This is a genomic window from Edwardsiella ictaluri ATCC 33202 (assembly GCF_000264785.1).
GTDB classification, from domain to species: Bacteria; Pseudomonadota; Gammaproteobacteria; order Enterobacterales; family Enterobacteriaceae; genus Edwardsiella; species Edwardsiella ictaluri.
In genome coordinates this window covers 38,423-62,962 of sequence record NZ_AFJI01000041.1, presented here as the reverse complement: position 1 = coordinate 62,962, position 24,540 = coordinate 38,423, and the positions used below count along the sequence as shown (strand labels likewise).

At 60.1% G+C, this 24,540-nt stretch carries 19 protein-coding genes and 1 pseudogene; 9 read left to right on the top strand and 11 right to left on the bottom strand.

Features of this window, described 5'->3' with window-relative positions:
- Positions 1-10: 10 nt before the first annotated feature.
- The 3 genes from napA to napF are packed head-to-tail and all read right to left on the bottom strand — an operon-like array spanning position 11 to position 3,281.
- Complete coding sequence (gene napA / locus EIEH_RS05320) at positions 11-2,500, bottom strand: nitrate reductase catalytic subunit NapA (RefSeq protein WP_015870593.1); 2,490 nt, start codon at positions 2,498-2,500, stop codon at positions 11-13.
- Entirely contained in the window at positions 2,497-2,763 is a 267-nt protein-coding gene (gene napD / locus EIEH_RS05315; RefSeq protein WP_015870592.1) for a chaperone NapD, read from the bottom strand. Before napD ends, napA begins: the two co-directional genes overlap by 4 nt.
- On the bottom strand, positions 2,763-3,281 hold the full coding sequence (gene napF / locus EIEH_RS05310) for a ferredoxin-type protein NapF (protein WP_015870591.1): 519 nt from the start codon (positions 3,279-3,281) through the stop codon (positions 2,763-2,765). The genes napD and napF overlap by 1 nt, the downstream gene beginning before the upstream one ends.
- Before the next feature lie 333 nt (positions 3,282-3,614).
- Between napF and narQ the strand changes: the two genes are divergently transcribed.
- Complete coding sequence (narQ, locus tag EIEH_RS05305; protein ID WP_015870590.1) at positions 3,615-5,315, top strand: nitrate/nitrite two-component system sensor histidine kinase NarQ; 1,701 nt, start codon at positions 3,615-3,617, stop codon at positions 5,313-5,315.
- A gap of 55 nt (positions 5,316-5,370) precedes the next feature.
- Positions 5,371-6,018 (top strand): nitrate/nitrite response regulator protein NarP, encoded by a 648-nt coding sequence (gene narP / locus EIEH_RS05300; RefSeq protein WP_015870589.1) that lies wholly within the window; start codon positions 5,371-5,373, stop codon positions 6,016-6,018.
- A gap of 77 nt (positions 6,019-6,095) precedes the next feature.
- On the opposite strand, the gene EIEH_RS05295 is transcribed toward narP, so the two are convergent.
- Positions 6,096-6,404 (bottom strand): winged helix-turn-helix domain-containing protein, encoded by a 309-nt coding sequence (locus tag EIEH_RS05295; RefSeq protein WP_015870588.1) that lies wholly within the window; start codon positions 6,402-6,404, stop codon positions 6,096-6,098.
- A 335-nt stretch (positions 6,405-6,739) separates the two neighbouring features.
- On the opposite strand from EIEH_RS05295, the pseudogene acrD reads away from it, so the two are divergent.
- Positions 6,740-9,855 (top strand): annotated as a pseudogene (acrD, locus tag EIEH_RS05290) (multidrug efflux RND transporter permease AcrD).
- A 268-nt stretch (positions 9,856-10,123) separates the two neighbouring features.
- Here acrD and EIEH_RS05285 read toward each other — a convergent pair.
- Entirely contained in the window at positions 10,124-13,237 is a 3,114-nt protein-coding gene (locus EIEH_RS05285; protein WP_015870587.1) for an autotransporter family protein, read from the bottom strand.
- 304 nt (positions 13,238-13,541) lie between these two features.
- On the opposite strand from EIEH_RS05285, the gene EIEH_RS05280 reads away from it, so the two are divergent.
- From EIEH_RS05280 to EIEH_RS05265, 4 genes are read left to right on the top strand one after another with little or no spacing between them, the layout of a single operon-like run.
- The gene (locus tag EIEH_RS05280) at positions 13,542-13,901 is read left to right on the top strand and encodes an ArsC family reductase (protein ID WP_165798039.1); all 360 of its coding nucleotides are present in this window, start codon (positions 13,542-13,544) and stop codon (positions 13,899-13,901) included.
- Positions 13,898-15,031 (top strand): succinyl-diaminopimelate desuccinylase, encoded by a 1,134-nt coding sequence (dapE, locus tag EIEH_RS05275; protein WP_015870585.1) that lies wholly within the window; start codon positions 13,898-13,900, stop codon positions 15,029-15,031. Before EIEH_RS05280 ends, dapE begins: the two co-directional genes overlap by 4 nt.
- Positions 15,028-15,705, top strand: a complete 678-nt coding sequence (locus tag EIEH_RS05270; protein WP_015870584.1) for a M15 family metallopeptidase — start codon at positions 15,028-15,030, stop codon at positions 15,703-15,705. Before dapE ends, EIEH_RS05270 begins: the two co-directional genes overlap by 4 nt.
- Entirely contained in the window at positions 15,702-15,899 is a 198-nt protein-coding gene (locus tag EIEH_RS05265) for a YpfN family protein (RefSeq protein ID WP_015870583.1), read from the top strand. The genes EIEH_RS05270 and EIEH_RS05265 overlap by 4 nt, the downstream gene beginning before the upstream one ends.
- Before the next feature lie 13 nt (positions 15,900-15,912).
- On the opposite strand, the gene ypfH is transcribed toward EIEH_RS05265, so the two are convergent.
- The 5 genes from ypfH to dapA form a co-directional block, all read right to left on the bottom strand.
- Positions 15,913-16,599, bottom strand: a complete 687-nt coding sequence (gene ypfH, locus EIEH_RS05260; RefSeq protein ID WP_015870582.1) for an esterase — start codon at positions 16,597-16,599, stop codon at positions 15,913-15,915.
- Positions 16,600-16,710: 111 nt separating this feature from the next.
- On the bottom strand, positions 16,711-18,672 hold the full coding sequence (locus EIEH_RS05255) for a tRNA(Met) cytidine acetyltransferase TmcA (RefSeq protein ID WP_015870581.1): 1,962 nt from the start codon (positions 18,670-18,672) through the stop codon (positions 16,711-16,713).
- Between the two features lie 584 nt (positions 18,673-19,256).
- Entirely contained in the window at positions 19,257-19,970 is a 714-nt protein-coding gene (purC, locus tag EIEH_RS05250) for a phosphoribosylaminoimidazolesuccinocarboxamide synthase (RefSeq protein ID WP_015870580.1), read from the bottom strand.
- Positions 19,971-20,118: 148 nt separating this feature from the next.
- Positions 20,119-21,159, bottom strand: coding sequence for an outer membrane protein assembly factor BamC (bamC, locus tag EIEH_RS05245; RefSeq protein WP_015870579.1), 1,041 nt, complete (start codon positions 21,157-21,159; stop codon positions 20,119-20,121).
- A 16-nt stretch (positions 21,160-21,175) separates the two neighbouring features.
- Positions 21,176-22,057, bottom strand: coding sequence for a 4-hydroxy-tetrahydrodipicolinate synthase (gene dapA / locus EIEH_RS05240; protein ID WP_015870578.1), 882 nt, complete (start codon positions 22,055-22,057; stop codon positions 21,176-21,178).
- Positions 22,058-22,203: 146 nt separating this feature from the next.
- Here dapA and EIEH_RS05235 point away from each other — a divergent pair, with 146 nt between their 5' ends.
- Positions 22,204-22,761: a glycine cleavage system transcriptional repressor gene (locus tag EIEH_RS05235; protein WP_015870577.1), complete on the top strand. Its 558-nt coding sequence runs from the start codon at positions 22,204-22,206 to the stop codon at positions 22,759-22,761.
- Between the two features lie 17 nt (positions 22,762-22,778).
- A complete protein-coding gene (gene bcp, locus EIEH_RS05230) occupies positions 22,779-23,249 on the top strand; it encodes a thioredoxin-dependent thiol peroxidase (RefSeq protein ID WP_015870576.1) in 471 nt (156 codons plus the stop codon).
- Between the two features lie 43 nt (positions 23,250-23,292).
- Here the strand turns inward: bcp and EIEH_RS05225 are convergent, their stop codons facing one another.
- Complete coding sequence (locus EIEH_RS05225; RefSeq protein WP_015870575.1) at positions 23,293-24,372, bottom strand: AI-2E family transporter; 1,080 nt, start codon at positions 24,370-24,372, stop codon at positions 23,293-23,295.
- Positions 24,373-24,540 lie beyond the last annotated feature (168 nt).

Here is a 24,540-nt window from a genome sequence, read left to right as displayed (position 1 = left end):
TGCGCCGTCCTTACACCTTCTCAATCTTCACTGCGCACTTCTTGAAATCGGCCTCTTTGGACAGCGGATCGGTGGCGTCCAGTGTCAGCACATTAACCAGCTGGGCGGCATCGAAGAACGGCATGTAGACCAACCCCTGCGGTACGCGGTTACGGCCGCGGGTCTCGACAATGGACACCAGCTCGCCGCGGCGCGACATCACCTTAACCTTGTCGCCGCGGCGCAGGCCGCGCGCCTTGGCATCCAGCGGATGGATAAACAGCACCGCCTCAGGGAACGCACGGTGCAGCTCCGGGACCCGTCGGGTCATCGAACCGGTATGCCAGTGCTCCAGAACGCGGCCGGTAGACAGCCACAGGTCGTACTCCTGATCCGGACTCTCGGCGGGCGGCTCATAGGGCAGCGCAAAGATCACCGCCTTACCATCCGGCTTGCCGTAGAAGCGCACCTCTTCCCCGTTCTTGACGAACGGATCGTAGCCTTCGCGGTAGCGCCACAGCGTCTCTTTGCCGTCAACCACCGGCCAGCGGATACCGCGTGCCTTGTGATAGGCATCGAACGGCGCCAGATCGTGGCCGTGGCCGCGGCCAAAACCGGCGTACTCCTCAAACAGCCCTTTCTGCACGTAGAAGCCACAGGCGCGCGCCTCATCGTTCAGGCGATCGGCCGGCACCTCATCCAGCGGATACCTGTCGACGTTACCGTTGACATACAGCACCTCATACAGCGTTTTTCCCTGCAGCGCCGGCATCTTCGCCAGCAGCGCCGCCGGCCAGACCTCATCGACGGTGAAACGCTTGGAGAACTCCATCAGCTGCCACAGATCCGACTTGGCCTCCCCCGGCGCCTTCACCTGCTGGTGCCAGAACTGGGTGCGGCGCTCGGCGTTGCCGTAGGCCCCCTCTTTCTCCACCCACATGGCGGTCGGCAGGATCAGGTCGGCGGAGAGTGCGCTCACCGTCGGGTAGGGATCGGAGACCACAATAAAGTTACGCGGATCACGCCAGCCCGGCATACGATCCGCATTGATGTTCGGACCAGCCTGCATGTTGTTGTTACACATCACCCAATAGGCATTGAGCTTGCCGTCTTTCAGGGCGCGGTCCTGGGCGACGGCATGCAGCCCCACCTTGTCCGGAATGGTTCCGGCCGGGATCTTCCAGCGGGTTTCGGCGATCTGACGGTGTTTTTCGTTGGTTACCACCATATCCGCCGGTAGACGGTGGGCAAAGGTACCGACCTCACGCGCGGTGCCACAGGCCGACGGCTGGCCGGTCAGGGAGAATGGCCCACAGCCCGGCTTGGAGATCTTGCCGGTCAGCAGGTGAATGTTGTAGCACAGGTTATTGGCCCATACCCCACGGGTATGCTGGTTAAAGCCCATGGTCCAGTAAGAGACTACCTTGATATTTGGGTCGGCATACAGCTTGGCCAGCGCTAGCAGCTGATCCTGCGGCACACCGGTCATCTTGGCGGTTTTTTCCAGGGTATAATCGGCCACAAAGGCTTTATAGTCGTCGAAGCTCATCGGCTCAGAGGCATCGCTGCCCGGGTTCTTCGCCGCCTTCTCCAGCGGATCGGTCGGACGCAGGCCGTAGCCGATATCGGTCGCCCCTTTGCGAATATTGACATGCTTATCCATAAATGCCTGATCAACGGCGTTATTCTGGATAATGTAGTTAGCGATGTAGTTCAGGATGACCAGATCGGACTGCGGGGTGAAGATAATCGGGTTGTCCGCCAGCTCAAAGCTACGCTGCTCGAAGGTGGACAACACCGCGACCTGCACCTTATCGTTGCTCAGACGGCGGTTGGTGATACGCGACCACAGGATCGGGTGCATCTCCGCCATGTTGGAGCCCCACAGCACAAAGGCATCGGCCTGCTCGATGTCATCATAGCAGCCCATCGGCTCATCCATACCGAAGGTACGCATAAAGCCGACCACCGCGGAGGCCATGCAGTGGCGGGCGTTGGGGTCGAGGTTATTGGAGCGGAAGCCGGCCTTGAACAGCTTGGCAGCGGCGTACCCCTCCCAGACCGTCCACTGTCCGGAGCCAAACATCCCGACGGCACCCGGCCCCTTCTCTTTCAGCGTCCCCTTAAACTTGGCGGCCATCACATCAAACGCCTGATCCCAGCTGACCGGCGTAAACTCGCCCTCTTTGTCATACTGGCCTCCCTTCATCCGCAGCAGCGGCTGGGTCAGACGATCCTTACCGTACATGATCTTGGGCAGGAAATAGCCTTTAATGCAGTTCAGCCCACGGTTGACCGGCGCATCCGGGTCCCCCTGAGAGGCCACGATGCGGCCATTCTGGGTGCCGACAAGCACCCCGCAGCCGGTACCGCAAAAGCGGCACGGCGCCTTATCCCACGTGATACCATCCGATCCGGCATCCGTCACCGCGCGTGCCACGGTCGGGATAGTCAGCCCCGCTGCAGCGGCAGCGGCAGCAACAGCGTTAGCTTTCATGAAGTCTCGACGACTGAGTTTCATGGCGTATCCTCACCTTGCTCATCCTGCTGGTGATAAACCAGCGACACCGCCAGCACGCCAGCTACATTGCGCACCGACTCAATTCGATCCAGCAGCCTGCCTGAATCTTCGCTTTGCATGACAACCACAAGCTTGCCCTGCTGCGGCTCAGTGGCCGCGACTTCGGTCTCCGCCATCGCGGACAGCGCCTGCGCCACCTCTGCGACGGTCTGTGGCCGGGCCTGAACCACCAGCCCGCAGACATGCCATATCTCACTGCTCATTACGCGTCCTTAACCTCGATAACCTCGATGGGCTCACCTCGGTCGACTATTTGAATAGCGTTCACCGGGCAGGCAGCAACACAGGCACCGCAGCCATTACACGACTCGGATGCCAAGTGGATAGCCGCGATGCCGCCCAGCTGTGGAACAAACGTTATCGCCCGCGGCTCACAGCTATCCTGACAGCTGCGGCACTCAATACCGCGCCGGGTCAGGCAGTGTGTGTCTGTCTCCGCCTGCAGGTGCCAGGGCGCCTCTGCCGCGTCGAGAAACAGTGCCTCTGGGCAGGCATCGGCGCATCGCCGACAAAAAGTGCATTCAGCCCGGGAAAAATCAAGGGTGGGGAAGTGGCCCTGACCAACGACCAGCACACCGCTTTCACACTGGGAAATACAGGCATGACAACGGCTACAACCGATAACAAAGGCCGACTCATTCACAGACCACGGCGGGCGCACCTGCGTGGCGGCATGGTGCCAGCGGCCGCGCAGCAAATGGCGTCGGGACAGGGTAGTCATCGCGCGCTCCTGTGACATTGCTCATCCATCAGCTAAAAAGTGACTCCGCGGGCCCAAAAGCGCTTACAAAAGCGCTTAACGGTTTATCGCGCTTAATTTATTTTTTAGTAAAGGCTTCGCGTTTATGGGGCTTATGTTGTTAAGTATCCGGTTTCCACTGCGGCTGATAATTCCTCTTTTGGGTTAAATGGCGGGAATAATTGCGCAGGATCAAACCTTTCTGGCCGCTTTCACGCATTGTATCCACTCCCTCGGCGCCATTCGCTATTTACTTAAATATACAGCGCATTGCCGCACGTCGCCGTGCGCTGTACCCTGATTAGGAAAACAGTCGTGTTGGTAAAACGCTCCGTGACCAGTACTCTGGCGCGCGCCCTGATCGCCATGGTGATCCTCTCCGTTCTGTCGACCGGGATCGCCCTGCTGACGGTTGCCAGCAGCATCAACGATGCCGAGGCGGTCAATATTGCCGGCTCGCTGCGTATGCAGAGCTATCGTCTGGCCTACGATCTCACCAGCCAGCCCCAGGATATCGCCCGCCACTTGCATGAGTATGGTCAGTCACTGCGCGCCCCGGCGCTGCAAAAGCTCACCCGATTCTATGTTCCCGACGCCGTGTGCAGTGAATATATCCAGTTGTTGCAAACCTGGCAGGAGCTGGAGATTCAGCTACGCCAGGGACAAAGTCAGGCCTTCCTGCACGGTGTCGCCCTCTATGTCGATCAGATCGACCATTTTGTACTGGTGCTGCAACATTACGCCGAGCAGAAAATGAAGCAGGTGGTGCTGATAAGTCTGGTCGGACTGCTGGCCCTGATGGGGCTGGTCTGGTTCTCCATCCGCACCATCCGCCGCGAGGTGGTCGCGCCGCTCAACAAGCTGGTCTCCGCCAGTATCCGCATGCAAAACGGCCACTTCACCCCGCTCCGGTTGGATATCAACCTGCCCAATGAGATGGGGGTGCTCTCCAAAGCCTTTACCCGTATGTCCGGCGAATTGGAGAAACTTTACCGCTCCCTTGAAGATAAGGTGCAAGAAAAAACAGAAAGCCTTATCCAGGCCAATCGCACACTGGGTGTACTGTTTGAGGCCTCGCAGGCGCTGACCGTCAGCCAGATAACCCAGCCCAGTTTTGAGCAGGTACTGAATATCGTACGCAGCAGCGAGGCGCTCGACTTCCTACAGTTGGAGGTGATCGACAGTGGTCAGGGACGCTGGCTGCTCGCCAGTGGCACGGCGAATGAACGCAAGCCCACCCGGGAGCTGCCCCTGATGCTGGACGGACAACCGCTCGGTGCGCTGCGCTGGCCCGCACGACAGTCTCCGCAGATGCAGCTGATGCAGAACGTCGCCAACATGCTCAGCCGGGGGATCTACTTCAACCGGGCACAAAAGCAACAGCTTCAACTGCTGCTGATGGAGGAGCGGGCCACCATCGCCCGCGAGCTTCATGACTCCCTGGCCCAGGCGCTGGCTTTCCTGCGTATTCAGATAACCTTACTGCGGCGGACAACCGACGCCGAAAACCATCCTGCTCAGGCGATTATTCGCGACTTCGATCAGGCGCTCAGCGACGCCTATCGCCAGCTGCGCGAGCTGTTGGCCACCTTCCGGCTGACTATCGAAGAGGCCGACCTGCGCGAGGCGTTGCAACAGCTACTGGCGCCGCTAAAATTACAGACTGACGCGCGGATTACGCTAAACTGTGCGCTCTCTTCTCAGTCACTGAATGCACAGCAGCAGGTTCACGTGTTACAAATTGTCCGGGAAGCGACGCTCAACGCGATCAAGCACGCTCAGGCGCAGCACATTACCCTGAGCTGCTGCTGTCGTGACGACGGAGCCAACGTGATCAGCGTCACCGACGACGGCATCGGCCTATCCAGCACTGAGGAGCCGCCCGGTCACTATGGTCTGACCATCATGGCCGAGCGCGCTGCCCGTCTTGGGGGCGAGCTGCATATCACCCCGGGCCCCGATGGAGGAACCCGGGTAACCTTGATCTTTCGTCCCCCTTCCGGCGACGGGATCTGATTTATAATAATAAACTACGGGCGGGCAGCGACCGCCCCTCTTCAGGGAGCTCGTTATGGAACATCCAACATCAACTACCGCCCCTTTCCGCGTCATGATCGTCGATGATCACCCGCTGATGCGCCGCGGGGTACGTCAGCTGTTGGAGCTGGACAGCGTCTTCAGCGTAGTCGCCGAAGCCAGCAACGGCAGTGAAGCCATTGCGCTGGCCGGGCGCAGCCAGCCAGACCTGATTCTGCTGGATCTCAATATGAAAGGATTATCGGGACTGGATACACTGAAAGCCCTACGCAGTGAGGGTATCGACGCCCGTATTATCATACTGACCGTCTCCGACGCCCGCAGCGATGTGTATGCGCTGGTCGATGCCGGCGCCGACAGCTACCTGCTTAAGGACAGCGAGCCTGAGGCGCTGTTGGCCCAGATCCGCCAGGCGGCGGAGGGGCGCTCGGTGTTCAGCGAGTCCGTAAGCGCCTATCTCAGCACCCGCAGTGAAATCGCCGATCCGCTGGCCGATTTGACCGAGCGCGAACTGGATGTCTTGCAGGAGGTGGTCCGTGGCATGTCCAACAAACAGATCGCCGCACAGCTGCATATTTCGGAGGAGACCGTCAAGGTGCACATCCGCAACCTGCTGCGCAAGCTCAACGTCCGTTCCCGCGTGGCCGCCACGGTGCTGTACCTGGAATACAAAAACAGCTGATACAGGGGATAGAACCAGGGAAATACCGGCCACCGCCTGCGTTACGGAAACACCCGTTTGGTATGCTATCGCGCCCCTTAAGGGCGCGCAAACTCGGCATGCACCGGCTGATCCAGGCATGCCAACAGCCCGTCGGCATGCTGTGCTATCCATTCGGCATCCAGTGGTCCCCAGTCTGTCAACGTGTAATAACCGTCATTATGGCGCACTCCCTGTTCAACGAAACACAGGGTGACCCCCATCCCCGGCAGCGCCTTGAGCACATCCTGCAGCGTACGCCGCGGCCAGCCGGTCAGCTGCATCAGGCGGGGTACATTGGGTTTATCTTTATGGGCCAGCAGCCAGCACAGGTAAAGCCGACGGGCAAATACCGGATTGATCTCCATCTCTTCTCCTTCAAACGCCGATGAGGGACACCCCAGGCACAGTGCGATAACGTTGGTGATCCTCACGCGGGTTAGCATGCGCAGAGGACAGATCCAGTATTGCACAACTTGCCCCCCGCCCTGGGCAAATATGCGCCGGACGGCGCGGTGCCGCGCGCTTTTTGTGCAACTGATAGGCGACTATGCTCCAACGCACGATTTTTTACGTTTTTCCATTTTTTCTCCACTTTTTTCCCCATAGTGCAGGATACAGTGCAGCATCACTCTATGCGGTGCAGGAGAGGCACTGCCTGCTGCCGCGCGTCACCTCGCATCAGATTAATCAGGGTTGCTGCATAGCTGAATTTTTCCTCGATCGCCCCATTTTTGCCTGGGTCATCGCCATCTTTTTTAGCCTGGCGGGGCTGCTGGCCATCCACCAGCTCCCCATTGAGCAGTACCCTAATCTGGCGCCGCCAACGGTACGTATCAGCGCCTCCTATCCCGGCGCATCGGCCCAAACCCTGGAGAACACCGTTACCCAGATCATCGAACAGAACATGACCGGCCTGGATGGACTGATATATACCTCCTCTCAGAGCAGCAGCAGCGGCAGCGCCTCCATTACGCTGACCTTTCAGTCCGGCACCGACCCCAATGAGGCGATGCAGCAGGTCCAGAATCAGCTCAGTGCCGCCACCCGGAAACTGCCGCAGGAGGTTCAACAGCAGGGGATACGCGTCAGCAAGTCCGGTGACAGCAGTCTGATGACGATCGCCTTCGTCTCCACCGATGACAGCATGGATCGCCAGGATATCGCCGACTATGTGGCCAGTAACCTGCAGGGTCCGATCAGCCGAATCGACGGTGTCGGCAGCATAGATGCATTTGGCTCCCAATACGCCATGCGTATCTGGCTTGATCCCAATAAGCTTAACCAGTTCCGCCTGACGACGCAGGACGTCATCAGCGCGATAAAAAGTCAGAACAGTCAGATCGCCGTCGGTCAGATCGGCGCTACCCTGGCGGTTCCCGGTCAGGCGCTCAATGCGACTCTGATGGCACAGTCCCAGCTCCAGACCCCAAAGCAGTTCCGCGAGATAACGCTGCGGGTGAACAGCGATGGCTCTCTGGTAACGCTGGGCGACGTGGCCAACATCGAGCTGGGCGCCGAAAAGTATGACTACCTGTCGCGCGTCAACGGAAAACCGGCCTCAGGCATGAGCATTAAGCTGGCCTCCGGTGCCAATGAGCTGGCCACCGATGCACGGGTCAAGGCCAAACTGGCGCAGCTGGAGCCCTATTTTCCCCACGGCCTGAAGGTCGAGTACGCCTACGAAACCACCCCGTTTGTCCAGGCGGCGATCCAAGATGCGGTCAAAACTCTGTTTCAAGCCATCGCCCTGGTGTTTCTGGCGATGTACCTGTTCCTGCAGAGCCTGCGCGCAACCCTGATCCCGACCATCGCCGTACCGGTGGTGCAGCTGGGGACCTTTGCCGTGCTGTTTGCCATGGGATACAGCATCAATACCCTGACCATGTTCGCCATGGTGCTGGCCATCGGGCTATTGGTCAACGATGCCATCGTAGTGGTGGAAAACGTCGAGCGCCTGATGAGCGAAGAAGGGCTATCGCCGCGGGAAGCGACGCGTAAATCGATGGATCAGATCCAGGGGGCACTGGTGGGGATCGCCCTGGTACTGTCTGCGGTATTCGTACCGATGGCCTTATTTGGCGGCACCACCGGCGTGACTTATCGCCAGTTCTCCATCACCATTGTCTTCGCCATGCCCCTCTCAGTGCTGGTGGCGCTGATCCTGACTCCCGCCCTGTGCGCAACCCTGCTGCGACCGGTCAGCAAAACGCAGCTACACGCCAAAAAAGGCTTCTTCGGCTGGTTTAACCGAACCTTTGAGCGCAGCGCCCTGCGCTATGAGAACGGCGTGGCCCGTGTGGTACGCAACAGCGGGCGCAGCATGCTGCTCTATCTTTTGATCCTCGGAGGCCTGGGCACCCTGTACCTGCATCTGCCCACCTCCTTTCTACCGCAGGAGGATCGCGGGGTCTTCATGACCCAAATCCAGCTGCCGGTCGGCGCAACGCAACAGGAGACCCTGAAAGTGGTGGATAAGGTGGAGAACTACCTGCTGGTCGGCGAAGGCAAGAACGTGCAGTCGGTATTCTCCATCGTCGGCGCTGGGCCGGGCGGCAACGGCCAAAATGTCGTGCGGATGTTCGTACGCTTCAAGCCTTGGGAGCAGCGCACTGGCGACGCCGACAGCGCTGGCGCCATCATTGAGCGCACCAGCCGGGCCTTCGCCAATATTCGCGAAGCGCGGGTCTTTGCCAGCAGCCCACCGGCCATTTCCGGACTGGGCAGCTCCGCCGGCTTCGATCTGGAGCTGGAGGATCATGGCGGTCTCGGTCACGATGCGCTGATGCAGGCCCGCGATCGACTGCTGACAGCCGCGGCCAGGCAGCCAGAGCTGACCCGGGTGCGCCATAACGGGATGGACGACAGCCCACAGCTGCAGGTCGACATCGATCAACGCAAAGCGCAGGCGCTCGGCATCAGCATCGACGACATCAATAACACGCTGAAGACCGCCTGGGGCTCAACCTACGTTAACGACTTTCTCAACCGTGGACGGGTGAAGAAGGTCTATGTGCAGGGCGAAGCCGCCTACCGTAGGCTGCCGGAGGATATCAATAAATGGTATGTCCGCAACGGCCAGGGAGAGATGGTCCCCTTCTCCGCCTTTGCCAGCACCCACTGGAGCTACGGCTCACCGCGCCTGGAGCGCTATAACGGTGCAGCCGCAGTCGAAATCGTCGGTGAGGCAGCTCAGAGGATCAGCACCGGCCAGGCCATGGAGATCATGGAACAGCTGGTCAGCGACCTGCCCAGCGGCTTTGGCCTGGAGTGGACCGGCATGTCCTATCAGGAGCGCCTCTCCGGCGCCCAGGACCGGTGCTGTACATCCTCTCGCTGCTGGTGGTATTCCTCTGCCTGGCGGCGCTGTATGAAAGCTGGTCTATTCCCTTCTCGGTGATACTGGTGGTGCCGCTCGGCGTACTGGGCGCCGTCTGTGCCACCGGGCTGCGTGGACTGGAGAACGATGTCTATTTCCAGGTAGGGCTGCTGACCATCATCGGTCTATCGGCGAAAAATGCCATTCTGATCGTTGAGTTCGTCAGCGAACTCAACCGCAGCGGCAAAGATCTGCTGACCGCAACGCTGGAAGCATGCCGCCTGCGGCTACGCCCTATCCTGATGACCTCGCTGGCCTGCATCTTCGGCGTGCACCCATTGACCCTCAGCCACGGTGCAGGCTCCGGCAGCCAGCATGCGGTCGGCACCGGGGTACTCGGCGGCATGATCGCCGCGACCCTGCTGTCGATCTACTTTGCTCCGCTGTTCTTTATTCTGGTTCGCCGTCGCTTTCCCGGAAAAGCCAAACGGCATAATTGACGGTGGATAACGTCAGAAACTGCGCCGACAGTGCCCATCAGGGGCGTTTCCGGCCTATTGTTGCTGTTCCTGCTGATTCAAAATAAACTCAATAAATGACTTCCAGGTATCCAGTTCTTTATCAATCATCGCAATATCAGTTCTATGTTGTCGAAGTTATATTCGATTTTATAATAACGCGTCCTTTACCGGCGGTGAAGGTTTATGCGGATAAATTTTATCCCTGACGGGAAAATGCCGGGCCGGGATAGCAATGACAGGGCAATGATCAAAAGCGGTATGCTATCTGCAGCGATACCGCACCGTCGCGGTAACGCTGCTCTCCCGCCTGTCCATTCAACTGGGCCGAAAAGCTCAGATCACCATCAATGTGTCCACGGATGCCCACACTGACCTGTAGCGTATTGTTCACCGTTCCCTGCTCAACCGTGGCGTTGTCCATCATCAGCGCAAAGGCGGGCTGATGCTGATAACCCAGCTCAGCAAACGGCGTCAGCGTACTGCCCGAGGCCATATCAATTTGCCAGGCAGCGTGGATACCCGCCCGGGCATACATGCCGCCGTTACTCTCGTCCCGAACCCGGGTGCCCGCCGCCTCCGTGACATCCTTCCCACTCACGCCCATATGGGCCAGCTGAATTTGGGGCGTCAGCGAAAGCGTATGTGTGGCATTGATGGCATAACGCCAGGCATACCCGCCTTCAATGGATGCCAGAAAACCCCGACTATTATAGCGTTGCGCACTTAACTGCTCTCCCTGTACCCGGTTATCGCCCCAGACATACTGCAACGCGCCATTGAAATAAAGCCCCTGCAATCCCAACGGATCGTGGCTGTAGGCGACGTATACTCCCGCGGTATAGCTGTCCAGACTGGCCTCAGCCTGCCGTTGGCTTACGTGGTTGCGGCTCGAACTGCGCGATGTTCCGTAGCCGCCCATCACCCCCAACCGGTAATCACCGTGATCGCCTTGCCACTGGGTAACCTCTCCGCCCAACTGCACGGCATAACGGTGCCCCCGGGTATCCAACTGGCCGCTGCTATCGCGGTAATAGCGATATCCCCCATTCTGGCGCAGCCACATGCTGGAAGCCGCGCTCCGGGTGGCGTGCGGATAAACCATCTCCTGCCAGCGGGGAAGAAACAGGGTATTGGCCGCCGCCAGATTGGCCAGATACCCCTGGCTTTCCGGGCGAATCAGCGTGCTATGCCCCCCCTCAGCCAGGTTGGTCAGCCAATAGCGGCGCCTTCCCTGTCCATCATCCACCTGCTCCGCCAAACGGTAATCATAAGCGGCCGCCACGGTCCGCTGCGCCAGCGCAAACGTTGCCTGACTCTCCCCGGCCAGCGAAATAAGCGCGATGGCATCCGCCTTCTGCCCCAACCCTTCACGACCGGTAATGGCAACGCGTGTATTGCCGCTACTGGGTCCGTTCAGCGTAAGGCTATCGCTGCGGAGATCAGTCCCGGACACATTTACCCCAAATCCCAACAGACCGTCACCACTCTGGTAATCGCCGTCGACGATCAGCTGATTTCCCGCCGCAGCGGCACTCAACCACAGATTTCCGGCATGATTCAGCGCCGCCAGATGAAAATTGTCAGGCGTGGGGGTGGCAAGCACCAGCGTACTGCCGCGCGCAAGATCAACCTTGGGCAGTATCCCCATCGCCTCCCCGTCATCCACCAATAACACCGCATCTCCGGTCACACGAACGTTGCCAATCATACGGTGATCATCAAGACAATAGCGGCTCACCGCCGCGCCAATCTGGGCATCATTACGCCATACGCAGGAGAGCGGCGTCTGTTTGACGGCCTCCGGCAGCTGCGCCAACAGCGGCAGCGGCTCCCCCTGTGCGTCGGCCAGATTGCCCAGGTACATATCATTACGCTGGTTGTTACGCGTTAATAAAAACAGCGGGCGCTGTGGCGTGTAGTTAGCCGCCTCCGGCCCCCAGATTAATGTAAGCCGCCCATCGTCTGCCAGGCGCAGTGCAGGGCCGGTATAGCGCAACGTATGGGCCACCAGCGCGTGGTCAGAGGCAGACACATACTCCTTCTCGACAATACGCTGCCCATTCATCGGCGTGCCATCGATGGCAAAATAGGCATCATTGATACGGTAGGTGGCATCCATGGGATTAAACGCCAGCTGCATAATGCCGCTGTAGGGATCGCTGGCGTCGTCTGCCAGGGAAAACCATTTTGCAAAGGGGCGCGATACGGCAATATAGTCCACCTGCCCACGGCTCCAGGCTCCCCAGCCGAGGCGGGCATTGTCATCCATGACCGACGGCCAGGTCGTACTGCCATCATTCAGGGTATGGGGCGCAAACGGCTCCCGTTCTTCGTGATGTATAAACAGTTGGTAGCGCTGGCGCAAAAGATTCATGGTCCGCGGCAGATTGCCATCCACGGGGTAGTTTTCAGCGCGGAACAGTGCGGCGATCAACGCTTCATCGGCGTCATTCAACGCCTGCCCGCGGTCAATCAGTACGTTCAACAGCTCCCCGTTTTGGGCATATTGCTCAAGCAGCGTACGGTAAAACCGGGCGGGCGATGCATCCGGGTTCTGTATATAGCGGTTAAACAGCTGCACCTGCGCATCTACGCTGAACAGCCCGCGCTCCGCATATTCTCCGGCATTAAAGTCACCGGCCAGCACAATCGGCAGCGGTGTTGCACGCGCAACCGCATTGAGCAGTTGAACCTGATTGAGGCGAAAAGAGGAATCATCCTGAGAACTGAGGTGTGGGCTGCCGAACAGCAATGGCGTATCCACCACGCCATGCTCCAGCACTGCATAGGGCAGGTTCATCATGATATTGGCCAAAGGCACCTGATGCGTACGCAGCGCTGACAGCACATTCATCAGATTAACCAGCGCCCGCGGCTTGCCCAACAGTTGCCCCAGCGCCTCGGGCAGAGGAACACCATTCTGGATAACCGACGCCAGCAGGATACGTACGCCATCGTCCACTGTTATACCGTTAAGTGCACTGATAACCCGCTGTTGCAAATCAATATCGTAGTACAGCGTCCCATCGGCCAGCATCAGGTTGCCAAAACGGGCGGGCAGCGGCGTTTGTACCGCACTGTCGCCCAATGCGCTAAAGTGCCCAAGCCCCGCCTGCTCCAGCAGGCGCTGATAGCGCCGCCCTCGGTTATCCAGACTTTGTAAGGTTTCAACCTCCTGAAACCCCATCAGATCATAATTGGCATTGATAAAAAAAGGCAGCGTGATGGCCGGCTCATCCAGGCGATCGAAATAGGTGTTATAGGTCAGTATCCGCAGCGCGTTATCCTGCTGCGCGTCTGCTGGCGGCAGCGGGAGTAGCCCCAGCGTCATCAATAATGCCGGAAAAGAGAATTTATGCATGAGATGTCCCCGATAAAATAGAAGTACGGGGAACATAGCGGTGTCATGTGACGATAAAGCCAGCGATTTATTATAATATGATGAAAATATTGCGTTTGTTTTTATAGGATTGATATTTTTATCACTGCAATCAATCTTTGCATAACGCCTCCTCCGGGGGACGGCATTTTCTCCACGGCCAAACGGCAGCTACGTCGGTCAGGCGCGGCTTGCCAAGGGTAGATCCCACGGCAGATTTACCGCATTATGGAAGCCCCCCGATAACAAAGGTAACAGCGTCATGACTACTCTGTCGTCCTCCCCGGTGCCGGTGATCTATGGCATCAAAAACTGCGATACGATTAAGAAGGCCCGTAATTGGCTGGATGAGCGGCAGATCCCGTATCGCTTCCATGACTACCGCAGCGATGGTCTGGACAGCGCGCTGTTAAACCACTTTATTCAACAACTGGGAGGTGGCACGCTGTTGAATACCCGCGGCACCACCTGGCGCGGCCTGGATGAGGCCACCCGCGCCGAAGCCGCTCAGCCAGAGGCGGCGGCACAGCTGATGCTGATACATCCTGCGCTGATCAAGCGCCCGCTGTTGCAGCGGGGAGAGCAACTGCTGCTTGGGTTCACCCCAGAGCGCTACGCGCAGTTTTTCGCCGGGGAGGCACAATGAGTGTCTGTCCGGTCCTCACGCTGGCGCAGCAGCTGATCCGCTGCCCGTCCATCAGCCCCAACGACGCCGGATGCCAGGAGATCCTGCTGGCCCGCCTGCGCGCGCTGGACTTCCATATTGAAGAGATGCCGCGCGGCGATACCCGCAATCTGTGGGCCTGGCGCGGCGGCAATGGCCCGGTGCTGGCCTTTGCCGGCCATACCGACGTCGTACCGCCCGGCGATGAGCGCCAGTGGCGCCATCCCCCGTTTAGCCCGACGCTGCAGGACGGCATGCTGTACGGCCGCGGCGCGGCGGATATGAAGGGATCGCTGGCCGCCATGGTGGTCGCCGCCGAACGCTTTGTCTCCGCCAGACCGGAGCACCGTGGGAGACTGGCCTTTTTAATCACCTCCGATGAAGAGGCCAGCGCGGTCAACGGTACCGTCCGCGTTGTTGAGGCCCTGATGGCGCGCGGCGAACGTCTTGACTACTGCCTGGTGGGTGAGCCCTCCAGCGAGCGCTGTCTGGGTGACGTGGTCAAAAACGGCCGCCGCGGCTCCATCACCGCCAATCTGACCATACACGGCACCCAGGGACATGTGGCCTACCCTCACCTGGCCGATAACCCGGTACACCGCGCCATGCCGATGCTGGCGGAGCTGATAGCTATCGAGTGGGATCGCGGCAACGACTTCTTCCCACCAACCAGTCTGCAAATCGCCAATATTGCCGCCGGTACCGGCAGCAATAATGTGATCCCAGGCGATCTGGATGTGCAGTTCAACCTGCGCTTCAGCACCGAATCAAGCGTTGAGTCGATCCAGCAACGCGTCACGGCACTGCTGGAGCGCCACGGCCTGCGCTACACCCTTAACTGGTCCCTCTCCGGCCTGCCGTTCCTGACGCCGGGCGGCGAACTGGTTGACGCAGTGGTCAACGCCGTCGCCTGCTACGGTGGCCAGACCCCGCGCCTGCTGACCACCGGCGGCACATCCGACGGGCGTTTCATTGCCCGCATGGGCGCCCAGGTGGTCGAACTGGGACCGCTCAATGCCACCATACATAAAGTCAATGAATGCGTCAGCGCAGCCGACCTGCAAAGTCTCAGCCGCATGTACCAACGGATTATGGAGCAACTCATCGCATGATCACTCCGGCGATGCTGACCGGTCTGAGCACCGATCACCTGGTGTCCATTGGCGGCAACCACCGCCTGCAACCACAGGCCGCCGACGCGTTTCGCGCCATGCAGCGGCGCGCACGCGCCGATGGGCTTAACCTGCAACCTGCCAGCAGCTTTCGCGACTTTGCGCGCCAGCAGGCCATCTGGAATGACAAGTTCAACGGAAAGCGTCCGTTGCTGGACGCCGACAGCCAGCCGCTGCAGGTGACTGGCCTGACGCCGGGCGAGCGCTGTCAGGCCATCCTGCGCTGGTCTGCCCTGCCCGGCGCCAGCCGACACCACTGGGGCTGCGATCTCGACGTCTACGATCCGGATCTGCTGCCCGCGGATACACGGCTCCAGCTGGAGCCGTGGGAGTATCAGAGCGCGGGCTGCCAGTTCCCCCTTACCCGCTGGCTGGATACGCACATGGCGGCGTTCGGCTTTTACCGCCCGTTTAACGGCGGGCAGGGAGGGGTCGGTGCCGAACCCTGGCACCTGAGCTATCGTCCGCTGGCGCAGCAGGCCGAGTCCCTGCTGACACCGGCGGTGCTGCGGGAAGCATGGCAGGATCGCGACATCGCCGGACGCGACTGGCTGGAGTCCCATCTGGAGGCGATTTTTTCCCGCTATATCCATACGCAGGAGAGCAAGGAATGAGTTGGCTGGCTGACTATTGGTGGGTGATCCTGCTGATCCTGATCGGCATGATCTGGAACGGGATCAAGGCGCTGATGCGCGTCAATCCCAAACACTATCTGGACGATCGCCCGCCGCTGCCGCCGCACCGCGACAACAATGCGCAGTGGGACGACGATGACTGGCCCCGACAGGACAAGGCGCCGCGCAAATAGCGCCCCTTCCCCCTCAGCGGTAGGCGACGATCTCGCCGCGTTTGCCGCTGAGCGCCTCATCCCAGTAACGCTGCGGAATATAGGTGCGCATCCGCTCCAGCGCCGCCTCCATCAGGGCCGCGTTGATCGCATGTCCCACCGGCTCAATATCCAGCGTGACATCGGTGCCGGTGCTGCGCAGCCGGAGCTCGGCCTCCTGCGCGTGCGCCAGACTGACCCGGGGATCCTCGCTGCCATGCAGCAAATGCACCACTGTATTACCCAGCTTATGCTGCGGCAGGGTGGCAAAGCGCCCGCTGAACGCGATCACCCGGCCAGCCAGATCCGGCTCGCTGCGCACCGCCTCCAGCGCCATCGTCGCCCCCTGAGAGAAACCCACCAGCGCCGTCGCGGCATAGCCGACGCCACTGACCCGCTGCCAGTGACGCACCAGCGCGATCAGCCGCGGCAACGCGGCGGCAATACGCCCGGGACGGCTCTCGTCATCCTCCCCCTCTTGCGCATACCACTGCAGCCCTGCGCCATCCGGCGACGGCTCAGGCGACCCGACGCTGACCACCAGCGCCAGTGGGAATGCCCGGGCGAAGTATTCCCCAATCTGCCCCATGGCGACCGGGTTATCGCCTACGGCGTGAAACAGCAGAATCAGCTGCTGCGCCGTCCCTGTCGGCTGTTGCACAACGTGATGATGATGTTCCATACGCAGCTCCTAATCACTCATGCGGATGCTCTTGTTTCCTACTATACGCCTGCTGCGCCAGGAGAAAAGCCACGCTGTCCGCGCGCCTCCCGGCCGGGTGTGCCGACGGCGTTACGCCGTCGTCGTCAGCGCGGCGGCCAGCGCCCGGCGCAGGGCGGCGATCAGGGCCCGCCGTCCGCTGATGCCCCCCTGCGGCGGCAGCCGTGCCAGATCGCCCTGCACCTGCAACAGCTGCGCCAGCAGCGGCGGCAGCGCAGAGGTCCGTCGGCAGGTCAGAAAACGCAGCAGCGCCGGACAGGCGCTATCGTAGGGACGGGCATGATGGGCAAAACCGTCCAACTCACGCAGATCGGCCTCATCGGGCCCGGCCGCAACCAGCGGCGTCAGCGGGAGCGTAAGCCCGGTCTGCGCCATCAGCCAGCGGGCATCCCGCGCCAGACGCCGGGCCAAACGCCGGGTCAGTGCCTCTCCCGCCGCCGTCAGCGGACAGAGTGCCATCGCCGTATAGCAGCCGCTGCTGGCCTCTCTCTGAGTCCCCACGCGCACCAGGGTAAATCCGCAACGTTGCCAGAACGCCCAGAGCGCACCGGTATAGCCAAAGCTGACCGAAACAAAGTCCATCGCCCCCGCCCGCGCCTGCGTCAGCGCCTCGGCTATCAACGCTGACGCCACACCACGGCGTCGCAGCGCCGGCATCACGGCGATGCGGCTGACGCGCCAGGATCGCAACCGTGGGGCGCAGGGCTCACCGCCGTGCGCCGCCAGCGACTGGGCGACCAGGCTACCACGCGGACGACGCTCACCGGCCCATACCGCCTGCGCCAGCGCAGCAGACAGTCCCCCCTCTTCCACCAGCCACAGCGCCCCCTGCACCCGTGCCTCGCCCAGCGCCGCGCACAGACGCTGACCAGGCGCATCCATCAGGCGCCGCAGATCGAGCGGCGATGTCCGGTAGTGGGCGCTGGTCAGCAGGGCATAAAAGGCCGCCATCAGCACCGGTGCCGTCTGCCACTGACGCTGATCCAGCCAGCGCAGCGCGCTGACCGGCGCCACCGCTCCACAGGTATCGCTGAACAGCAGCGCGGCGTTCAGCCATGCTTCCAGCGGATCGCCGCTGGCCCAGCGCAGCGGCCGATCGAGGCTATGGATACGACAATCGGGCAGTGCTGCGCAGAACTTGAGCAGAAACCCGCGACCGGTCCCCTCGTAGCCCTGTACCGTGGTGGTCATCAGCACATGGGGAAACGCCACAATCAGGCGCTGCAGCAGCGGCGCCGGAATCGCCGCCGCCTCATCGATCAGCAGCCAGCCGGGCAGCGCCTCCCCGGCCTCGATCCGCTGCAGCAGCAGATCGGGCGCCACGAACGGCAGCGTGCCCGCCGTCGTCTGTACCCGTTCGGCGGCGACCCGGGCCGGCGCCGTCAGCAGACAGTCACCGCGCAGCTCGGCGGCCAGCATGCCGCTCAGGGTTGACTTGCCACGCCCGCGGGGACCCAGCACCACATTGACGGCGGCCGGCGTACGCAGTGCGCGCAGTATCGCCTGCTGCTGCACCGTCGGCGCGCCATCCGGTGCCCGCCACGCCGAACACCCCAGCGGCATTGGCGCCGGGCACACCTCCCCCTGGCGCCACAGCGTGACGCCGTCGGCGTCGGACAGCGTCCGCTGCAGATGGTGAACAAAATTCGCCGTGGCGATGGGATGTTCGCGCTCGCTCCAGCGCAGGCTGTCATCATCGGGACGCTTCGCCCAGGCAGACCACGGCGGCGTCAGCAGGATCAGCCAGCTGCCGGCACGCAGCGTACCGGCCAACGCCGCCAGCACCTCCGCGTGACAGCCCGGATGCCAATCCAGCACGCAGTGCCCCAACTCACGTCCCAGCACCGTCCGGATCTGCGCCAGCGACAGCATCTGACATCCCGTCGGCGCCGGGCTGCCGCACCAGGTCACATCGCCCAGCGGGGCGATGGCAAGGGCGGCGCGCCGTCGGCACCAGTCGGCCTCGCCGCTGATCACCAGCAGGCGGCGCACACCGGCGCGGGACATGGCAGGAAGAGAGACAGAAAGCGGCATAGCGACACCACGGCAGAAGAAGGGGATCACAGAGTATACCAGTATCGCCGCCGTCAGCGCTGCCGCACGCCGTCATTAACAAACGGCCACAAAAATATCTATGGATGAAATCCTGTTGATCACCGTACCAAATGGCCACGCGAGAGCGTTATCCTTAAGGATATCACCCCATATTTTCCCACAGACTCAGGATAAAAAACTGTTATTAAGCCGTGCCGATTTGAGTCCCATCACCGGTGCAACCCCGATAATATCGGGCCGGGCCTCTGCCTGTAGCCCGCGCTATTCCGTTATCTGGCTGAGCACTTTCTACACCTGCCGGGCATGGTTTTTCTCTCTATCGGCTCCCCCTGCAACGATCTTGGCGTGAAGGCACGCGGCTGGCTGCCGGGGTGCTGGCGAGAAACTTATTATCGCACCATAGAGGATTTGGCGTGCACCCCGTGGAGGGACAGGCTGCCGCTGCTGTTGCCCTGGGCTCACGGACACCGGCAGCGGACAGACGAGTGTCATGGCCGGGCTGGCGCCATAACGCCAACGGGGGCCGATCACCCCCGTTGCTTCACGGCTCCCCGCATCGCAGCTCAGTCGAGCGGCACGCCCAGACGGAGCGCCACCTCTTCATAAGCCTCAATCAGTCCGCCCAGATTCTGGCGGAAACGATCCTTATCCATCTTCGCCAGCGTCGTCTTATCCCACAGGCGACTGCCGTCCGGCGAAAACTCATCGCCCAGAACGACTTGGCCCTTATACAGACCGAACTCCAGCTTAAAGTCCACCAGGATCAGCCCGGCGTCGTCAAACAGCTGGCTGAGCACCTCGTTGGCGCGGTAGCTCAGCGCCTTCATCTGCGCCAGATGCTCGTCACTGACCCAGCCAAAGGTACGGCAGTAGGATTCATTGACCATCGGATCGTGCATGGCGTCGTTCTTCAGGAACAGGTCGAACAGCGGCGGATTCAGCGGCATGCCCTCTTCAATGCCCAGACGCTTCACCAGCGAACCAGCAGCGCGGTTACGGATCACGCACTCCACCGGCACCATCTCCAGCTTCTTCACCAGCGCATCGGTATCGGACAGCAGGCGCTCCATCTGCGTCGGGATCCCGGCCGCCTCCAGCTTGCTCATGATGAAGTGATTAAACTTGTTGTTCACCATACCTTTGCGATCAAACTGCTCAATGCGCTGGCCATCCAGGGCTGACGTATCGTTGCGGAACGACAGAATCAGCAGATCCGGATCCTCCGTGGTATAGACTGTTTTAGCCTTGCCGCGGTACAACTCAGCGAGCTTTTGCATTTGTATACTCCATAGGTTAAGAACAAACCGAAACGTTCGGGCGCGACAGCGCCGCAGGATGCGGGCCATTATAGGCCAGCCAAACGGTTGCGTAGAGAAAAAAATACAAAAAAAGGGGCGTTAGCCCCCTTCTCGATGTCCGTTCGGGTTACGGGCGGGCGAACGCCGCCTGGAATACCTTGACCAGCGCGTCGTTACGCGCCTGGGTCAGCGGCTGTCCCTTGCTGTCCAGGAACTGCAGGCTGGTACGGTTGTCCAGATCGCCGACCTGGATCTTATAGTCGCCATTGGCCAGATCCGGTGCACTGGCCCCCAGGCTTTCCCAGATGCTGCTGCTCGGCTCTTTATAACTGACAGAAACCGTACCCTGCGAGCGGCTGCTGTCGCTGATAACCATACCGACACGCGGCAACACGGACGGTAAACGCTCCCACACCTGTGCATAAGGCGCACGGACGATCAGCAACGGCAGGCCGGTATCGTCGGCCCCGCTCTGTACATCGATCTGCCCCAGACTCCGGTCAGCGCGCGCGTTCGCCTGATCGCTCTGGATTTTATCCAGATTGCCGACGATGCCATTCAGCACATTCACCGCATAGCGCTGGATCTCACTGCCCGAGGTCACCGGCGATCCGCTCTGCTCCAACGCCAGGGATTTCACCACGATCGCCGTCTGGTATCCCTGCGGCTGAACCGAGATCTGATAACGGCCCCGATACTGCTGATCTTCATCGGCGCGATTGAACGCGATCCACTCCGTCGTCAGCGACTGGCTGGCATCCTGGCGGCTGGCGATCGGGAAGTTATCTTCCTGTACCGAGCGCACGACCTGCTGCCACAGCCCGCTCATCCCAGCAGAATTCTCCACCAGCATGATCGCGGCGCCATTGGTGTACTGGGTGCGCGAACCGTTCAGCAGCGCCAGCGCCTGCGCCGGAGGACGGATATCCAGCGCCTTGCCGACGGCACCCTTATCGCTACTCATCTGAATATCGTAGGTGCTGTTCTGCAGCGGCAGGATCATCCCCGCTGGCACCTTCAACTCCTGCAGTGCCGGTGTTTCCAGGTAGGCCTCGTCCCCGCTGACCTGGCGCTTATAGCGCTGATCACTGGAGCAGGCAGAGAGCATCATCGCCAGCGACACGCCAACCAGGGTCGCAATCGTCGACTTTTGTACTGAGTAAGCCATTCAATCTCCCTAAGAGTTACAGCACACCGGCATGTTGCAGTGCGCGTTCAACCGCCGGGCGCGCACTGGCGCTCAGTGGTGTCAGCGGCAGACGCAGGGTGTCGGTCGCTATCAGTCCCAATACCTTGGTGGCCCATTTTACCGGTATCGGGTTTGCTTCTATAAACAGATCGCGATGTAGCGGCATCAGGCTCTGGTTTAACCTGCGGGCGGCATGGACATCCCCGGCCAGCGTCAGGCGGCACATTTCCGCCATCTGGCGCGCGGCCACGTTCGCAGTTACCGAGATAACCCCTTTTCCGCCCAGACACATAAAGTCCAGCGCCGACGCATCATCACCACTGAGCAGGATAAAGCGATCGTCGTTGACCAGATCTTGGATCTGCCCAACGCGGCTTAAGTTCCCGGTCGCTTCTTTGATCGCGATAATATTGTTAATCTGCGCCAAACGTGCCACGGTCTCTGGCAGCATATCGCAACCGGTGCGCGACGGCACGTTATACAGAATCTGCGGCAGATCGGTACAAGAGGCGATGGCACGGAAGTGCTGATACAACCCTTCCTGCGTCGGCTTATTATAATACGGCGTGACCGACAGACATCCCACCACTCCGCAGTGATTAAAACACTCGGTCAACGCAATGGCCTCGGCGGTGGCGTTAGCGCCAGCCCCTGCGATCACCGGAATCCGGCCATCTGCCAGCTCCAGTGTCTGTAAAACCACGTTGACATGCTCGTCATGGCTCAGCGTGGCGGACTCACCGGTGGTGCCCACGGCAACAATGGCGGACGTCCCGCTGGCGACATGGTAATCAACCAACTTTCTCAGGCTCGCGCGATCGACATTCCCCTTGTCATCCATCGGCGTTACCAGCGCTACAATACTTCCCGTGAACATAGTCCATTCCCCTCTAAAAACAGGCGTCTCATGGTACGTTTTAAAGCATTGTCAACGCAAGTAGACATCTGAATGCTAATTGCTTGTAGCATACTTTTTTTTATGATTACCTTGATACACCCAATATCGATACAGGAAGAACTCTTTTGCCACAGCCCAATCAACACTATCTCGTCATCACCGCCCTTGGCGCGGACCGCTCCGGCATTGTCAACAATATTACCCGCCACGTCAGTAGCTGTGGCTGCAATATTGAAGACAGCCGCCTGGCGATGTTGGGCGAAGAGTTCACATTCATCATGCTGCTCTCCGGCAGCTGGAACGCGATCACCCTGATAGAGTCCACCCTGCCGCTGAAAGGCGTAGAGATGGACCTGCTGATCGTAATGAAGCGCACCACCTGGCACGAGCGCCCTACCATGCCGGCCACGGTCTGGGTGCAGGTCGAAGTCAAAGACTCGCCACACATCATCGAACGCTTTACCGATCTGTTTGACTCACAGCGCATGAACATCGCCGAACTGGTCTCCCGGACCCAGACCCGCGAAGGCTCCGATGAGCAACAGCTCTATATTCAAATCACCGCCCATAGCCCGGCCAGCCAAGATCCCACGCTGATCGAGCGCGCGTTTAACCAGCTCTGCCTTGAGCTCAATGCGCAGGGCAGCATCAACGTAGTCAATTATTCTCAGCATGACGGTTAAAGACGGAGAGAGTCGTAATGAGTCCATTGCAAGCCGGTAGTATCGCGCCACAGTTTACCTTATTGGATCAAGACGGTGAGCAGATCGGTCTGGCCGACTTCCAGGGCCAGAGAGTTCTGGTCTACTTTTATCCCAAAGCCATGACCCCAGGCTGCACCGTTCAGGCCTGTGGGCTGCGCGACAGCATGAATGAACTGAAACAGTATGGCGTGGAAGTGTTGGGGATCAGTACCGATAAACCGGAAAAGCTCTCCCGCTTTGCGGAAAAGGAGCTGCTGAACTTTACCCTGCTGTCTGATGAAGATCACCGGGTCGCCGCCCTGTTTGGTGTTTGGGGAGAAAAAACCTTTATGGGGAAAACCTATGACGGCATTCACCGTATCAGCTTTCTGATCGACGGCAGCGGCCGCATTGAACACGTATTCGAGGGGTTTAAAACCAGTAACCACAGCGACATGGTACTGGAGTACCTGCGCAGCCACCCGTAACGCCCGCAGCGCGGCGCCCTCTGGCGCCGCGCCCGTCTAGGTGCTACCCGTTGGCGCCGGGCGGCGCGTCATTACAGAAGTCATCCGGCCAGGCGTGGATCACCGCCTTCACCAGGGTCGCCAGCGGGATAGCGAAGAAAACCCCCCAAAATCCCCATAGCCCACCAAAGATGATCACCGACAGAATGATCACCAGCGGATGCAGGTTGACCGCCTCAGAGTAGAGCAGCGGCACCAGGACGTTACCATCCAGCCCCTGTACCACCAGATAGGCGATAAACAGCGACCAGAAATCCGCCCCCATCCCCCACTGAAACAGCGCCACCAGCACCACCGGAATGGTCACCAGCACCGCGCCGATATAGGGGATCAGTACCGAGATACCAACCAGCACCGACAACAGCAGGCCATAGTTCAATCCCAACACCAGAAACACCAGATAGGTCGCCACTCCGACCACCACCATCTCCACCACCTTACCGCGGATATAGTTGGTGATCTGCTGGTTCATCTCCAGCCAGACCTGGCCGGCCAGGCCGCGTTCGCGCGGCAGCACCCGGCGCAGCGCATTGAGCATCTGCCCCTTATCCTTGAGCAGGAAGAACACCATCAGCGGCACCAGCACCAAATAGATAGCCAGCGTGACCAGCCCGACCAGCGACGCCAGGGAGAACTTCAGCACCGACTCGCCCATCAACGCCATGCGCGCGCGCAGGTTCTCCACCACCACATCGATGATGCCCGCATCCATCAAGGCCGGATAGCGGCGCGGCAGCGTGGCGGCATACTCATAAAAGCGGGTCACCATCTTCGGCATGTCGCTCATCAGCGCCAGCCCCTGCTGCCAGGCGATCGGGATCACTACCAGCATCGTCAGCAGCACAATCCCGATAAACAGCAGCAACACCACGCAGACCGCCCATAGCCGCGAACAACCGACCAGCTGCAGTTTATGGGTCGGCCACTCCAACAGGTACGCCAACACAATGGCAACCAGCAGCGGCGCCAGAATGCCGTTAAAGAAATAGATAATGCAAAATCCCACCAGCAGGATGGTCAGCAGGGCGATCGCCTGGGGGTCAGTAAAGCGGCGCCGGTACCACTGCCTCAGCATTTCAAGCACGGTTATACTCCTTACATTCTGCGCCGCAACGCGACTGCTCCATAAATTTCTTTACATAACAACATAATAAATAACAATCAACAAGTTTTGGCACGGCTGGGCAATAGTGGCAGAATGGACAACTGTCAGGTTATTGCAGGACACGGCCCTTTATCTGGCCTAGTGTAA